13 protein-coding genes are annotated in these 15,374 nt (G+C 50.3%); 3 read left to right on the top strand and 10 right to left on the bottom strand.

All coding sequences use genetic code 11. The features are described from left to right. Positions 1-14 precede the first annotated feature (14 nt). On the bottom strand, positions 15-1,328 hold the full coding sequence (locus EDM56_RS20580; protein WP_122919798.1) for a sigma-54 interaction domain-containing protein: 1,314 nt from the start codon (positions 1,326-1,328) through the stop codon (positions 15-17). Between the two features lie 212 nt (positions 1,329-1,540). Between EDM56_RS20580 and EDM56_RS20575 the strand changes: the two genes are divergently transcribed. Further along, positions 1,541-2,455: a C40 family peptidase gene (locus EDM56_RS20575; protein ID WP_122919797.1), complete on the top strand. Its 915-nt coding sequence runs from the start codon at positions 1,541-1,543 to the stop codon at positions 2,453-2,455. Positions 2,456-2,583: 128 nt separating this feature from the next. Here the strand turns inward: EDM56_RS20575 and EDM56_RS20570 are convergent, their stop codons facing one another. Together EDM56_RS20570 and EDM56_RS20565 are read right to left on the bottom strand one after the other, a co-directional pair. Continuing rightward, the gene (locus tag EDM56_RS20570; RefSeq protein ID WP_122919796.1) at positions 2,584-4,212 is read right to left on the bottom strand and encodes an amidohydrolase; all 1,629 of its coding nucleotides are present in this window, start codon (positions 4,210-4,212) and stop codon (positions 2,584-2,586) included. Positions 4,213-4,232: 20 nt separating this feature from the next. Then, on the bottom strand, positions 4,233-5,582 hold the full coding sequence (locus tag EDM56_RS20565; RefSeq protein ID WP_122919795.1) for an APC family permease: 1,350 nt from the start codon (positions 5,580-5,582) through the stop codon (positions 4,233-4,235). Positions 5,583-5,888: 306 nt separating this feature from the next. On the opposite strand from EDM56_RS20565, the gene EDM56_RS20560 reads away from it, so the two are divergent. Continuing rightward, a complete protein-coding gene (locus EDM56_RS20560) occupies positions 5,889-7,124 on the top strand; it encodes a MerR family transcriptional regulator (RefSeq protein ID WP_183192537.1) in 1,236 nt (411 codons plus the stop codon). A 67-nt stretch (positions 7,125-7,191) separates the two neighbouring features. Here the strand turns inward: EDM56_RS20560 and EDM56_RS20555 are convergent, their stop codons facing one another. From EDM56_RS20555 to EDM56_RS20540, 4 genes are all read right to left on the bottom strand, one after another. Beyond that, a complete protein-coding gene (locus tag EDM56_RS20555; protein WP_122919793.1) occupies positions 7,192-7,551 on the bottom strand; it encodes a nuclear transport factor 2 family protein in 360 nt (119 codons plus the stop codon). A gap of 167 nt (positions 7,552-7,718) precedes the next feature. Continuing rightward, entirely contained in the window at positions 7,719-8,882 is a 1,164-nt protein-coding gene (locus tag EDM56_RS20550) for an AAA family ATPase (protein WP_122919792.1), read from the bottom strand. Positions 8,883-8,932: 50 nt separating this feature from the next. Further along, positions 8,933-9,982, bottom strand: coding sequence for an aliphatic amidase (locus tag EDM56_RS20545; RefSeq protein ID WP_122919791.1), 1,050 nt, complete (start codon positions 9,980-9,982; stop codon positions 8,933-8,935). A gap of 106 nt (positions 9,983-10,088) precedes the next feature. Continuing rightward, entirely contained in the window at positions 10,089-10,589 is a 501-nt protein-coding gene (locus EDM56_RS20540; RefSeq protein WP_122919790.1) for an AmiS/UreI family transporter, read from the bottom strand. A 444-nt stretch (positions 10,590-11,033) separates the two neighbouring features. On the opposite strand from EDM56_RS20540, the gene EDM56_RS20535 reads away from it, so the two are divergent. Beyond that, on the top strand, positions 11,034-13,925 hold the full coding sequence (locus EDM56_RS20535) for a transporter substrate-binding protein (protein WP_122919789.1): 2,892 nt from the start codon (positions 11,034-11,036) through the stop codon (positions 13,923-13,925). A gap of 122 nt (positions 13,926-14,047) precedes the next feature. On the opposite strand, the gene EDM56_RS20530 is transcribed toward EDM56_RS20535, so the two are convergent. The 3 genes from EDM56_RS20530 to EDM56_RS20520 form a co-directional block, all read right to left on the bottom strand. Further along, on the bottom strand, positions 14,048-14,461 hold the full coding sequence (locus EDM56_RS20530) for a hypothetical protein (RefSeq protein ID WP_148040408.1): 414 nt from the start codon (positions 14,459-14,461) through the stop codon (positions 14,048-14,050). 141 nt (positions 14,462-14,602) lie between these two features. Then, on the bottom strand, positions 14,603-14,695 hold the full coding sequence (locus tag EDM56_RS20525) for a MerR family DNA-binding transcriptional regulator (protein WP_122919787.1): 93 nt from the start codon (positions 14,693-14,695) through the stop codon (positions 14,603-14,605). Positions 14,696-14,792: 97 nt separating this feature from the next. Then, entirely contained in the window at positions 14,793-15,323 is a 531-nt protein-coding gene (locus EDM56_RS20520) for a gamma carbonic anhydrase family protein (RefSeq protein WP_122919786.1), read from the bottom strand. Positions 15,324-15,374 lie beyond the last annotated feature (51 nt).

The raw sequence follows: 15,374 nt of genomic DNA, 5'->3' as shown, positions 1-15,374 counted from the left end.
CACGCTGTACTCGCCTACTTCCGTTTTAATTTGCGCCACAAGGTTGTCCGGTCAATCCCCAGCAGTCGGGCCGCCTCCGTTTTATTTCCGTGCACACGTTCCAGTACGGATGCAATCATCTCTTCTTCGGACTGCACCGTCTTTTTCTCCCGCTGCATGGCCACGCGCAATTTTGTCGCCTCCGCTTTCCGTTTGAAAAATTGGGCGTCGGCGATCCCAAGCGTTTTGTCCTGGGCCAGCAGGAACATCCGCTCGATCACATTGCGTAGCTCGCGAACGTTTCCAGGCCAATGGTACTGCTGGAACAATTCATAGATTTGCGCGTCGACTCCCGTTACTTTCTTGTTTGTTTTGTCGTTGAACTCGTGGATGATGCTCGTGCAAAGTGCGGGTATATCGGTAAGACGCTCCCGCAGCGGCGGTATTTCCAGCGTCAGCACGTTCAACCGGTAATACAAGTCCGATCGGAACAGCTTTTCCTCGATCAGCTCCTCCAGATCACGGTTGGTCGCTGCCAGCACGCGCACATCTACGGGAAAGATCTTTTCGCCGCCAATCCGACGCACCTTTTTTTCCTGAAGGACCCGAAGGAGCAGCGCTTGGATCGGCAGCGACATCTCTCCGATTTCATCGAGGAATATCGTCCCGCCATGGGCAAGCTCGAATAAGCCCTGCTTCCCTCCCTTGCGAGCACCAGTGAACGCACCGTCTTCATAGCCGAATAGCTCGCTTTCCAAAAGGTTGCCCGGAAGCGCCGCACAGTTGACGGCCACAAACGGTCCGTTGACCCGCTGGCTCTGCAAATGGATCCCTTGCGCGAACAGCTCCTTTCCCGTCCCCGATTCGCCCAGGATCAGCACGGTCGCATCCGTTTGGGCAAAGTTGCGCGCCAGCTCCTTGATTTCCGTGAAGACTGGAGAATCGCCTGCGATGTCCTCCAGCCGGTATTTCGCTTCCAGCCCGCTTTCTAGAAATTTTTTGCGGATACGCATTTCGATTTTTTGAATGTCCGTGATCTCTTTAAAGGTGGAGATGGCTCCGATGATTTCACCTTCGACGATAATCGGCAACCGGTTGATGATGATTTGTTGATTCAAGACGGTGGCGATATCCCCGATTTCGCGCTTTCCGGTTGAGAGAATTCGCAACATGTCGGAATTGGGGATATATTTCGAAATCTTTTCGCCGACGATTTTATCAGGCAGACCAAGAATCTCTATGGCGATTTTGTTCACCAACACAATATTTGCGTTCTTGTCGACAGCGATAATTCCATCATGAGAAGCATCCAGGATGGCTTGAATGTGGGTATACAGGATACTTTGCATATTCACCCTCACTAATCAGCAAAATTTTTACCATTTCCAGACATTATAGCGTATTTTTGCGAGAATCGCGCAGGCCAAACTTGGGAATCTACGAACTTTGGCGATGCGAACATATGAAATTTTTCCTATTTTTGCGCGAAAAGATAGATTCAAACGTCAATATGCGGTAAAATTTTCAATGAAATGATAGGTTTCGAGAGAAGGAGGCGCAAATGCTCAATCGGAAAACAACCTTACTCTCTCTGACAACACTAGTGCTGCTTTTGCCGGTTACTCCCGCCTCAGCATCCACTTACACCGTTGTCAAGGGAGACTCTTTGTTCCAGATTGCAAAAAAATACCAAACTTCTACTGATGAATTGATGCACATGAATCGCTTGAACTCTGACAATCTGCAAATCGGTCAGACGTTGGAAGTCGGCAATAAGCCGGCGATTGGCGGACAGCCTGCTGCCGGTCAGGAAAAACCTCCTGCCGACATCGCTGCAGATCAGCCAGCTAAACCAGCCAAACCAGATGCTGACCAACCGAAGCCGCCAAAGCAGATGAAAGTCAATGCTGACATTTTGAATGTCCGCTCCGCTCCGGATATCGACAGCAAAATCGTGGACAAGCTTTCTTTCGGAACAACCGTCCACATCGTCGACTATGGTCAAGAATGGACGCGGATTTCGTACAAAGACATCGAAGGTTTTGTCGCAACACAATTCCTTTCCGTGAAGTCGGCTTCCGGCGATACTGCGGCTGTCACTCCAAGCAAAATGGATGCCGACAAGCTGCAGGATATCATCGCACCACTGATGAAAACGCGCTATGTGCTCGGTGGTACGACAACGGATGGATTTGATTGCAGCGGCTTCACTTCATACGTTTTCCAACAGTTCGGCGTGAAGCTGGCCCGTACGTCCGACGAACAGTTCCAAGGCGGTACGGAAGTCCCATTCGAACAGGCACAACCGGGCGATTTGCTTTTCTATGATTCCTTACATAAGGGAAAAGTCTCGCACGTAGCGATTTATTTGGGAGATGGCATGATCGTCCATGCAAATGGCGATGACGTTCGTCTCGAAAAAGAAATCTACATGCACAAAATTTACCCGTTCTACGGAGTAAAACGTTACCTGTAAAGAAAAAAGGATTAGGGCATTTGCGCCTAATCCTTTTTTTGTACAGATAGGAATTTATAAAATTCCTATCCAGTATAAGGGCAACCGCGGCTCCGCCAAAAGGCATGGCGCAGCCAGGTTTTCTAATCTTATTTTTCGAACACGATTTTGCCGTTCATCATCGTCAGGCTAACCTCTGTCTCACGGTATTCTTCCGGATCAATCGCAAACAGGTTTCGATCAAGCACGATGATATCCGCAAGTTTACCAGGCTCCAGCGTACCAAGCTCCGCTTCGCGGAAGTTCGCGTATGCCGAGCCGATCGTGTAGCCTCGCAGCGCTTCCGCCAGCGTAATGCGCTCCTGCGGATTCCATCCCCCTACCGGCTGCCCGTCATTATGCAGGCGTGTAACGGCGCGGTACAGTTCTGTCATCGGCTCCAGCCCCACTACAGGGAAATCGCTGCCGAGCGCCAGCTTTGCACCGGATTTTTGCAAGGAGTTAATCGGCCATGTGTACGGAATACGCTCGCTGCCAAAACGGCTGCGGTACGCGTTCTCCTCGTATTTTTCCGCAGCGGCGATGTGTTCTGGCTGCATCGACGGAATGACCCCGAGCTTGGCGAATCGTTCAATATCGCTTGGATGAATCACCTCGACGTGTTCGATCGTGTGGCGAGAATCACGCACGCCATTCGCCTTTTGCGCCGCTTCAAAGCAATCGAGACCCAGGCGAACAGCCGCATCGCCGCAAGCATGGTAACGAATGCGGAAGCCTTCACGGTCAGCATTCACGGTCCACTCCTCGATCATCTCCGGCGGCATCAACGTGTAGCCTACGGTATCCGCTTTATCCGAATAAGGCTCCAGCATGTATGCCGTATAGGTCGCAGGCACACCATCCAGAAAGTTTTTCAGACCGGAGAATTGCAACTTTTCCGATTTGTATTCGTCACGCAAACGTTTCGGATAGGAAAGGTCTTCGTTCAATTCCACCAGGAAGTGAATGCGGGTCGTCAAGCGGTCGGTCTCATCGAACTCACGATACATCTCTAAGTCGCCCAGCTCCATCGTCACCAATGGGAACATGTCCGCAACGGACGTCACGCCGAGCTTGGCAGCATGATCCAGGAAGCCTTGCAGCAGCTTGATTCTGCGATCGCGTGGGAAGTTGAACGCTTCTTTCGCCAATGCCATCGCTGTTTCGTATAGGAAGCCGGTCGGCTCTCCGTTCTCATCGCGCGCAATCTCTCCGGATGGCGGATTCGGAGTTTCCCGCGTAATACCAGCGAGCTCCAACGCTTTGGAATTGAGCCATGCGCCGTGGCATTCCGCATTGAACAAAAATACAGGGCGGTCCGGAAAATATTTGTCGAGCGTGGACCGATGCGGCAGCTGCTTGTTATCCCAAAACAGGTGGTACCAGCTGAAGCCGATGATCCACGGTTCATCCGGGTTTTTGTCGCCGTATTCCTTCACCATCAGCGCCGCCTCTTCCTCGGATTTGGCGCTGAGCAAATGCACACACTGCTGCTGCAAACTGCCGAGCAACAGATGGATGTGGAAATCATGGAAGCCAGCCATGATCAGTTGGTCTCCGTACTGGTACCGCTTCGTGTCAGGTCCGACATAGGCTGCGATCTCGCTTGCTTCCCCCACGGCGAGGATGCGATTTCCTTTGACCGCCACTGCACCCGCTATCGGTTGATCATCCAATCCAGTAAAGATTGCGTTGCTTGCTAGTACATAATCTGCATATGCTGCGTGTTTTTCTGACATGGCTTTTCACTCCTATTTCGTTAGGCTTGGTACTCGCTTTCGTCGAAATTCATCTCTGGCGGCCTTTTGGTGAACATTTTCGTCAAAAACGCGAGGTAAACGATTCCGATGACAATCCAGATGCAGCCCAGCATGAAGGAATGCGAATCAAGATTGGTCCACAGCCACAAGTTAAAGCAAGCTCCGATCAGCGGACAGATCAAATATTTCAGCATATCCGTCCCTGCCCGTTTTTTGTGTCGAATATAATAATGCGCAATTACGGACAGATTGACAAACGTGAACGCCACCAAAGCGCCGAAATTGATAAACGATGTTGCCGTAACCAGGTCGACAAATAGACCGACGAGAGCGAACGCGCCCACCAAGATGATGTTGAAGAAAGGTGTTTTGAATTTCGGATGGATATAGCCGAACAGCCTTTGGGAAATCACGCCGTCGCGCCCCATTGCATAAAGCAGGCGGGACACGCTCGCATGCGCGGATAAACCCGACGCGAAGCAGGCAGTGAGCATCCCTGCGATAAAGACGGAACCGAACAGCGCGCCTCCAATGTATTCGGCGATTTCCGACGCAGCGGAATCAGGGTTTTTGAAGGAATTAAAATCAGGGTACACCATATGCGCGACGTACGACACGATGATGAACAAAGCGCCACCAATCAGAGTTACCAGCAAAATTGCCTTCGGGATGGTTTTCTCTGAATTGATTGTTTCCTCCGATAGCGTGGAGACGGCATCAAAGCCCAAAAAGGAAAGACAGAGAATCGATGAACCCGCGATGACCGCTGACAGCGGCACCGACCCGTTCACGAACGGATTGATCGAAAGCAATGTGCCGGTTCCCATTCCATTCATGATGCCCTTGATGGAAAATGCCATGAAAAGGATGATGACGAATGTTTGAAAAACGATCAATATCGTATTGATATTGGTCGTCAGCTTGATACCCAAAATATTGATCAGCGTGATGACAACGATGAACAGTAATACCCAGACTCCCTGGGGAACAGATGGAAATGCTTCGGCCAAATAAATCCCTGCCACCAAATAGTTGATCATCGGCAAAAACAAGTAGTCCATCAGCACGGCCCACCCTACCAGAAAACCTGCGTGCGGGCTCATCGATTTTTGCGTGTAGGTATACGCGGAGCCGGCAACCGGGTAAGCCTTCACCATGCGGCCATAGCTGTAAGCGGTGAAGATCATGGCCACCAGTGCGAGCAAATACGCGAGCGGCAGCATCCCTTGCGAAATCTGGGTAGCAACCCCATAGGTTGTGAATACAGTCATCGGTGCCATGTACGCTAACCCAAACAAAACAACGGGAGTAAGCGTCAGTGTACGTTTAAGTGAGGATTGATTCTGCATCGAAACAACTCCTTCTGACGGTTGGTTTGGCTGTATCAAGCATCTATTCAATTGGTAACCCTTACAACTCCCTCTACGCCAAAAACCCCTCCCTTGCGCCGTTCTTGCTATCCAACCTCACGGAAAACCGCTTACACAAATGGTGCTTCTCGTGCAAACACTTCCGCGGTATGTTGATTAAACAATAATGTACATGCTCAAGCCGTCTTGATATCAATACGAAAATTCAGCCAATATCCAAAAAAACATGGAGTATGCTCCATGTTTTCGATACAATAGAAAGGACAAGGGATTGGAGGAATTCACGTGAAAATCGGTGCCTTTGCCAAGCACTTTGACATCTCAATCGATACGATACGATACTATGTCGATCTCGGTCTCTTAATTCCGAATAAAAAAGAGAGTCAGCTCCAGTTTGACCAAAACTGCATGGAAGACATGCAAATGATCATCGAGCTCAAAAAGCTGCGGTTCACGCTGCAAGAGATTCATAAAGTGTTGTCACTTCGCCGCATTACCCAGTTTTCCGATATTGAAGATCTGCATTTTTATGTCACGCTGCTGCAAGAAAAACAGCGTCAGCTACAAGAAGAGCGCGATCAGCTCGACCATTCCATCGATATGCTGGCGAAAAAAATTGAGGCGGTCGGCCCGCTCTCCCCAAGTGAAAACCGCACAGGCGTGCCGCTTGCGTTCATTCCGCTGCTCGCCTGCCCGCATTGCCAAAAATCGTTGAATTTAAGAGATGCCTATATTCAAAACCAGTACGTGCTTCACGCTGAGTTGGATTGTCCCTGCGGCTATCAGGCCGAAATCCGCGAAGGGATCCTGATAACCACCTCTCCCTCGCTAGATCCTTCCAAGCTCCAGTATTACTTGTACGATCAGAACACATTGGAAGACCTGGATCCAAGCCTGGTGAGCTTGTGGGAAAAAGGCAGCCTATGGATTTACCGCAGGCTGATGCAGGATCGGCTGGCAAATCGCGTCGTGCTGGAAACAAATGTGGACGTGTACGTGTTACCGCCGAAATATTTTGCTTCCATGCCGGCGGATACCCGATATATTTTCGCGGGGAACGGCGTGACGATGATGACGAAGCTGAAAAGCAAAATCGAGCAGAGCAATCCCGGCTTGCAGGCGCTCTACATCGTCAACAGTGACATGATGCTGCCGATTCGCTACGACAGTGTCGATTTGTTCCTCGATACGATTTCGTTCAATGACTTTTCTCTATTCCACCATACCTATCCATTGGAGCGGCTGCAGCACTATCTTAAGGGAAACGCGCTCATTTTAGGTAACTATATGTATTATTCGCACGGGGCTAAGTCGCTTGCGAATGTGCCTCGCCTCTATCCAGATCCGCATCCGCTCAATTTTTTACAGGCATATTTGGATGATCAAATGAAGCAGTACGACTTCATGCTCGCTGAAAATGAATTGATCGGGATCACAACCAATCCGGGCAAATACCTCGATTACCATGTGGACCGGGAAAAGCTGTACATGAATGCGTACTTAGCGCGGCGGAAAACGTAGACGCAGACCTCCTCCAGAACATATGTCATAAAACCCGGCAGCGGACGTTGTAGCTTCCCCTTCTTCCTCACGTAGCGGACGGCGTTCCTTGATGAAATACCATCTGCCAGCTGCCTTCATGTCTCTGCCAAATCGAGCTGCGCAGAGACTGTTTTCGTGAGTCCAGCTTTTCGATCCGATAGGTCACCAGGGCGATTTCGGGAGCGAGCAGCTTCAGTTCAAATGCTTGGATCACCATCCGTTCGATCGCTTCATGAGCCAAGCTCTCGATGATGTGCTCTTTGCTGAAGGTTCGGCCGGACGCTCCGAATTCCTTGAAATCGTCGGCGAGGAGCCGCGACAGTTCTTCGGTGTTTTTGCGGACATCCGGCTGAAGCAGCGTTCGTTCAAGCGAAAGCAGGTGTGATTTGATCAGATCATATTCCATGACAGCCCCTCCTGTGGTTTATGGGTGGATTACTCGAAACGGTAACATAACCTACGTTTATTGAGAAGGGGTGAACATACGAAAAACGCCACGCTCGCACTCCATCGCGCGGACGTGGCGTTTTCTCTCCACACCGTATCTTATCTAGTTGTTGCCGTACTGTATCTTTATGGTTCTCCTGTCATAGCAAGCTTACCGTTCTCCAGTCCTTCGGCCCGCTCCGCCGTGATGTTGATTCTGCTTCCATCTGTCCCTTTTCTCGCAAGTAGCACGACGTTTTTCATATCCACCTGACTAGCTAGCAAAAGCTCGGCAACTGGCAGCTCGATATGCTGTTTCATCGCCCTTCTAATCGCACGGGCGCCATATCGCTTGTCAAAGCCGTTCTCGATCAGAAAGTCGACAGCAGACCGTTCCAACTGAAGCGAACATCCATGTCTTTGTAGACGCTGGCCGAGCTGGCCGGCGAACGTCTCAACTATCTCCTCCATGCGGTTTCGCTCCAGCCACTTGAACGTGATTCGCTCATCGATCCGGTTGATGAACTCGGGCTTGAACGTTTGCTCGAGCTTCTTTTTGATCAAACCGTCCAAAATCTGTGTGCCCTGTTTTCCCCAATTGCTTGGATTCACATAAAAGCCGATCGTTTTCAGCAAGAAAGCGACCCTGCTATTCGTAAATTGATCCATCTCCCTAGCACCCAGGTTACTTGTCATCAAGATGATCGTATTGCGAAAATTGATTGTATCTTGGCCGGTCGTAGATCGGAGCAGGCCATTGTCGAAAATGTTCAGTAGAGTTTGGAACACTTGGTCGCTTGCTTTTTCGATTTCATCAAATAATATGAGTCCCGGTTTGCTGAAGGTGCCTTCGATCAGCTCTTTATCGAGGACTGTGGCTCCCTCTTTGCTGCCGACGTAGCCGGGCGGTGCCCCCGTCAATGCAGCAGCATAATGATCGAGAGACAATGTGTTCATGTCCACGCGACAAAAGCTGTTCCGCTTGCCGTGAATGGCTTCTGCTAGCACCCTGACCGTCTCGGTTTTCCCTACCCCGGTAGGCCCGAGAAGCAGGCCGACATAAAGTGGTTTTTCCGGATCGCTTATATCCGTTTTTACAACTTTCAGCATGTTTTCGATGGCAGCAAGCGCATGCTCTTGACCGATTATCCGGCTTCGCATGCGTGCCAGCACATCGGGTACCTCGAACCGAAATCGCGTCTTGATCGCAGATTTTTGCTGTCCTTCCAATTCCCTAGCGACCGCTCGCTCCGCCAGCTGCTCCTCCTGCTTTTTCGTCAAATACTCCAGCTTGTCATTGATAAACGGCACCTTTTTCCCTCCTTTCGGTGAACCGTTTGGCGACGATGAGCATCAGCGGTCTACTTTGCACCCGTTTCCTGCACTTTGCCTTCATGCGGAATGCCTTCGATCGGGCATTCTGCCGTACCTGCTGTGGAGCGGGTGATTTTTTCCACATTTTCGCGTGCTTGCTCGGCATCCATAACCCATGTGCGGTAAAAATCGAATGGGCATTCGGCAACGCCTTTCTCTCCTTCGCCCGACAATAGCTTGCCGGTGTACCCTCTGTGCAGCAGCTTGAAAAGATGGTTTTGCGATTGGCCGTTTTTGCGTTGGTCGCGAATTTGCGACAGCGAAAGCTCTGCGTACTGGATGCCGTTCTCTTCCTCCCCGCATTCGCCCAATGTCCGTCCGTCAAAGCCAATGATCGCCGAATGACCGAAATAGGAGTAGACACCGTCGAAGCCCGCGGCATTGGCGACCGCCACATAGCAGTTGTTGGCCCACGCCATCGATTTCGCGATCATGACCTGCTGGTCTTTAGCCGGATACATGTACCCTTGGCATCTGACGATCAGCTCCGCGCCCTTCATCGCGCAGTCTCGCCAAATCTCCGGATAATTGCCGTCGTCGCAGATGATTAGGCTGATTTTCATACCTTTTGGCCCTTCAGTCACATAGGTCGTGTCGCCGGGGTACCACGCTTCCACTGGGCACCAAGGAATGATTTTGCGATATTTCTGAACAATTTGACCCTGGTTGTTAATCAGCACGAGTGTATTGTAAGGAGGCTTGTTTGAGTGGTCTTCATGGCGCTCACCCGTTAGCGAAAACACGCCCCATGTATTGGCTCGGCGGCAAGCATCGGCGAAAATCTCGGTTTCCTCCCCCGGAATTGAGGCGGCGGTCGCATTCATCTCATCAGCGTCGTACATGATGCCCATCGTGCTGTATTCAGGAAAAACGACCAGATCCATGCCAGGCAAACCGCGTTTCATGCCGACGATCATGTCAGCGATCTTCTTCGCATTTTCGATGACCTCTGCCTTCGTGTGCAAACGGGGCATTTTATAATTGACCACCGCTACCCCTACCGTATCGTTGCTGCTCGAGATGTCCCCATGTCTCATTCCCATACACTCCCCTCAAGGTTTCGAATACTAGCGAAAAACATGTATACGTGCGACCGTGTCAACCTCGCCTACATCGTGCTCACCTCCCTTTATGCACGTGCTGTTACCAGCGATCAATCAGCAGCAAGTATCCTGGTATCCAACACGTGATTACCGCTTCCGTAATCGCAACATAGCCGGTAAAGCGTGCGATCGGTTTTTCCAGTGCCAGCAATAAAAAGAACAGCGCCCATAAAAACGCCCACAGGAGCCAAATTATGCCGAACCGCACATCGCCGTTCGCAAATGAGAGTGCAGCCGTTGGGACTGCCGTAACCGCTACGAACAATGAATACCACCCTAGCCCGTGACCATCCAGCTCAAGCAATTGGTTCACGCCGACGTACAGATAGGTAAAAGAAAATAAAAGGCCCGTAGCTGCCGTAAAATAGGCGCTTGCATCTTGCGGTAGCGCTTTCAAAATGGTGCTGACGTTCATAATCAAGGTGATCCCACCCGTTAACAGATTCATCATCGCCGCTCCCTTGCCGCTTACTTTCCCAAGCAGCATCATACCGTTGACCAGCAAAACCGCGCCGACGTACAAAAGTGTAATCCCGAGCATAGCCTCCCTCCTTTTGCCTATTACCTAGAGCAAAGAGCATGCCAGTGCAACGGGCGTCATCATCTACATCCTTTGTTGCTGAAAACGGCTCGCATCGTACAACAAAGTGGACAATATGTAACCTGACTGTTAACTGTAACGCGTTTACTTCGTGGACACTTTCGGACATTCCACGCACTGTTTATCCCGGGAAACTGTGGAATTCCGCTGATTCTCCTTCCTCCTTGTCACGTTGATCAGCGAGTGAACAAAAATGGGACAATTGCAAACATGAACACTATGTTCACTTCCTCGTTTTTCAACGAAAAAGATGGACGAATTCGAAATGCATATGTGAAAATAAGGTCACTAAAGCTCAACACCATGATCATACGAATGGTTAATCATTTATTAATGCGAAGAGCCTGTCAAAACGGCTCAACTACGATCGATAGAGGTGAGAGGATGAGTGCAGGATTCGGTACGGAGATCAAAGTCGGAATATTGTGTTCCCTTACCGGTACGACCGGCATTACGGAACGCGGTCAATATCAAGCTGCACTGCTTGCGATCCGGCAAATCAACGAGCAAGGCGGTATCAAAGGAAAACGGCTGCTGCCGATCGTCGAGGATATCGCATCCGACCCTTACCTTGCCGCCAAAAAGGCAGAAAAATTGATTCTAGCCGACAAAGTGGTTGCCTTGATTGGTACGTATACCTCTGTCTGCCGCAAGACGGTCATCCCTGTGCTGGAGAAGCACGACGCCTTGCTGTTTTATCCTACCCAATACGAAGGTGGCGAGCAGCACAAAAATGTATGGTACTGCGGGCCTCTCCCCAACCAGCAGCTGCTCCATTTCATCCCGTGGATCATTGAAAATCTAGGCAAACGTTTTTACTTGATCGGTTCGGACTATCTCTATCCACGGGAAATGACTGGCCATATCCGCTATCTTGTCGAGTCCAACAACGGCTCGATCGTCGGCGAGCACTACAGCGAGCTGGGCAACCAAATGTATCAAAAGGTGCTGCGTGACATCGCAGAGCGAAAGCCGGATGTCGTCTTCTCGACATTGGTCGGCGACAGTGTAATTGCCTTTTATCAGCAATACCATCAGTTTGGCTTCAAAAAACCGATTGCCAGCGCGATCACCGCCGAATCGGAAGTCGCCGCCATCAGCAGTGAGCATGCGGTCGGCCACTACACGACCTTCCCTTATTTCAGCAGCGTGCAAACACGAGAAAACCAATCGTTTTTGACCGAATACCGGCGCACATACGGCACCGATATCGTCAGCTCCGCTATGGAGAATGCATACAACTGTGTTTTCTTGCTCGCGGAAGCATTGAACAAAACTAGGGTCATCGACACCGCCCATTTACGCCGCAGCTTGCCAGGCATCAGCATCCAGGCACCGCAAGGAAAGATTACCGTCGACAAGTCGAATCACCATCTGTGGCTTACATCCCGCATCGGTCGGGTCGGTGCGAACGGTCAGTTCACGATCGTTTGGGAGTCGGAAGAACCGATTCAGCCAGTCCCGTTTTATACCAACCCGACACTTGAGAAGATGGAGTACGATCCGATCGACCACGATTTGCTGCAGGAAAAGCTTGCTCCTTTTGAGCAGCTGATCGAGGAATTGAAAAAAGGAACGACGTTTCTCCCCTACACCTTTGCCCTTTTTGACAGCCAAGGACTACTGCTTGCAGTGTTTAGCCATGAAGAGACGGCCAAGTGGAGAATTTCCTCGCTGCTTCAACCTGGCTCGAATTGCTGGTCGACGCCTCCCCTCAAATACTCGGGAATCGGCCTCGCGTTATCGGGTCACCTCGTAGCAACCGTGCGCGGTGAAGAGCATAGCGCAGCAGAGCTTGCCGATTGGATCAGCATCGGAATCCCCGTTCAGGGCGATGTCGGCAGCCTGCAAGGGGTATTGGGAGTCTTTTTGGAGTCTCAAGAGGCTGGAGAAACGAAACAAGTCGATATGATCACGGGTTTTCTCACGTATTTGGTGAAAACAAGTACGAATCTAATCGAGCAGCGCAAAAGCGGCCGATCCTTGCAGCAGACGCTCGACACGGTGGCACAATTGATTCCGGACAGCTTGTACGTCATGCAGGAAGGCAAAATCATCTATCAAAACGAGGCAGCACAGCGCCTGCTCGATGAAAAGCATGAATCGCTGCCCAATCTTTTACAATATGTTTGCGATAATTTGCCCAGCGAAACAAAAACCGTTCTGAAAAAAGAAAGCGCGGATGAAGTGCTGGAGGTGCGCGTCACGCCTGCGGAAAACCACGCTTTGGTCTGTCTCAAGCGGTTACCGTTGTTCGCCGCCGATTCCGAACGAAGCATGTCTGCCGCAAATCCGTTGCAAAAAAAGCTGGTGGGCACAAGCGAACCTTTCCTTCAGGCGATGACACTTGTCAAATCAGCAGCGAAAACTAACGCCAGCGTTCTGATCCTCGGCGAAAGTGGGACTGGCAAGGAGCTGTTCGCCCGGGCAATCCACAACGAAAGTGAGCGCAGTGGCCATCCATTTGTCGCAATCAACTGCGCGGCTATCTCCCGTGAACTGATCAGTGCAGAGCTGTTTGGATATGTGGACGGAGCGTTTACCGGCGCCAAAAAAGGCGGCAGCCCCGGAAAATTCGAGGCGGCAAACGGTGGGACGCTGTTTCTTGACGAAATCGGCGACATGCCATTGGAGCTGCAAGCGACGCTCCTACGTGTTTTGCAGGAAAAAGAAGTGACCCGCGTGGGGGCGCATTCTTCCATTCCGGTTGATGTGCGCGTGATCGCCGCAACAAATCGAGCGATCCACCAAGAAATGATGCAAAACAACTCGTTTCGCGGCGATCTCTACTATCGGCTTAACGTCTTCACCATCGAGCTTCCTTCACTGCGCGAGCGTCTGGAAGATTTGCCGGAGCTTGCCCACCATTTTGTCAACATGCTCTCCATCCGCACAGGGGTAGGCATGAAGTCGTTCACCCGCGAAGCGCTGCAGCGATTGGTCCAGTATCACTGGCCAGGAAATGTCCGCGAGCTGGAAAACGTAATCGAGCGAGCTTTTTACTTAAGCGAAGGGACCAGCTACATTAGCGAAGAGCATCTGCCGCACTATTTGCTTCAGGGTGCCGCCTTAATGCCGTATGGATACCAAGAAAAAACGAATGCAAGCGTACGCGATGTTAAAAAAGTGAGCAGCGAAACAGAAAAGGATCAGATCGTTCAGACGCTCCTGCACCATAAAGGCAACATCAGTAAGACGGCAAAGCAACTGGGAATCTCACGGACAACGCTTTATCGCAAGCTGGAGGACTTCAAGCTGCACGAATCGAAACGGTGATTGGCGGACAAGTCTTTGCAAAAAAAGGCAGCGGCGTTTCAGGACTGACAATGTCGTCCCAAAACCACCGCTGCCTTTTTAATAAGTTACTTTTTTGCGATCCCCAAAGGACCTCCGTGAAATTATTTGTGGTTGACCAAGTCTTGCAACAATTGCTTGTAATCGATTCCGAGCTCAACGTTTACCTCGTGATCGATTCGTTTCAGCGTTTCCGCGACTTTTCGGTAGCTTGGGCTTACTTGCTCCAAAATATCACTAAATAAGGAGCCGACAGTCAAATTCGGCAAGTCTTTGGACTTCTCCAACGTTTCGGCGATTTGTTTTCGATACAGCGGATCATGTTGCATTTTATCGATTTGGTCGAAGATTTTCGCCTTTACGCCCTGCAGTACCGCTGGGTCATCGTGCAAAATGCCTGCGTAGAAGCTTGCAGTGGTTTCCTTGAGTTTGCTGATGCTCACTTGATCATCAGACATGATCAACTGAATGATGTAATGATCCTCCGGTATCGCAGGAGTATCATCAAGGAGACTCACAAGTTGCTGAACAAGCGCTTTTTTTCTGGTGTGTCGATCGTGACCTCATTCAAAAAAGGGTACAGGGAGATTTCAACAAACTGACCGAAAACGTCTGTGAATACTTTCCGTAAGCTTTTGTTTAACGAGATCACCATATCGTCATATACCGAATGTGATTCCTATTTCTTCATAATAGCGAATGGCTTTCTTCGTTAAACCGGTCTTCTCTGCTACTTCTTTGATGTTCATCATTTTTCTTCCCCTTCGGATTCAACGTGTGCACCAACGACTGTTTACGTATAGTGTAAGGTATCCCCTAAGGGGAAGGTCAAACCCGTTTTCACTTCATCTACTCTTCTAGCTTTGTAAACTTATGTGAAGCGTCATATTGTTTCACTAGCTTGGTATATTCCTTTGAACTCTCTTGGACCCACCATAATGAGGAACCGGATAGCTCTTTTTTCATTTGTCCCGGCATTCCGGCTATCAGCCGTCGACTTGGAAACCTGCTCCCACCAGCTACGACACACCCTGCCGCAATTACACATTCATCTTCAATGACAGCGCCATCGAGAATGACTGCGTTCATGCCGACTACATTGTGATGTCCAATGGAACAGTCGTGCAAAATGGCACCGTGTCCGATCGTATTATGATCGCCAATGTACGTACCTGCTACTGTCATATGAATCACGCAGTTATCTTGGATACTCGTGTGTTTCCCGATTCGAATCGGCCCCACATCTCCGCGCAGCACTGCCCCGAACCAGATGCTACTCCCCTCTTCAATGGTGACATCCCCAATAATGCATGCCGTGGGTGCGATAAAAACGCCTTCTGCAATTTCAGGCGTCTTGCCATTGAACGAATAAATGTTCATTCTGGACCTCCATCAATTCCGTTGTGCCCAGATCGGAAGGATTAGAGACTC

Origin of the sequence: Brevibacillus fluminis (assembly GCF_003710825.1) — a bacterium.
GTDB classification, from domain to species: Bacteria; Bacillota; Bacilli; order Brevibacillales; family Brevibacillaceae; genus Brevibacillus_D; species Brevibacillus_D fluminis.
The sequence above is the reverse complement of the archived record's forward strand: the minus strand, read 5'-3'. Positions and strand labels throughout refer to the sequence as shown.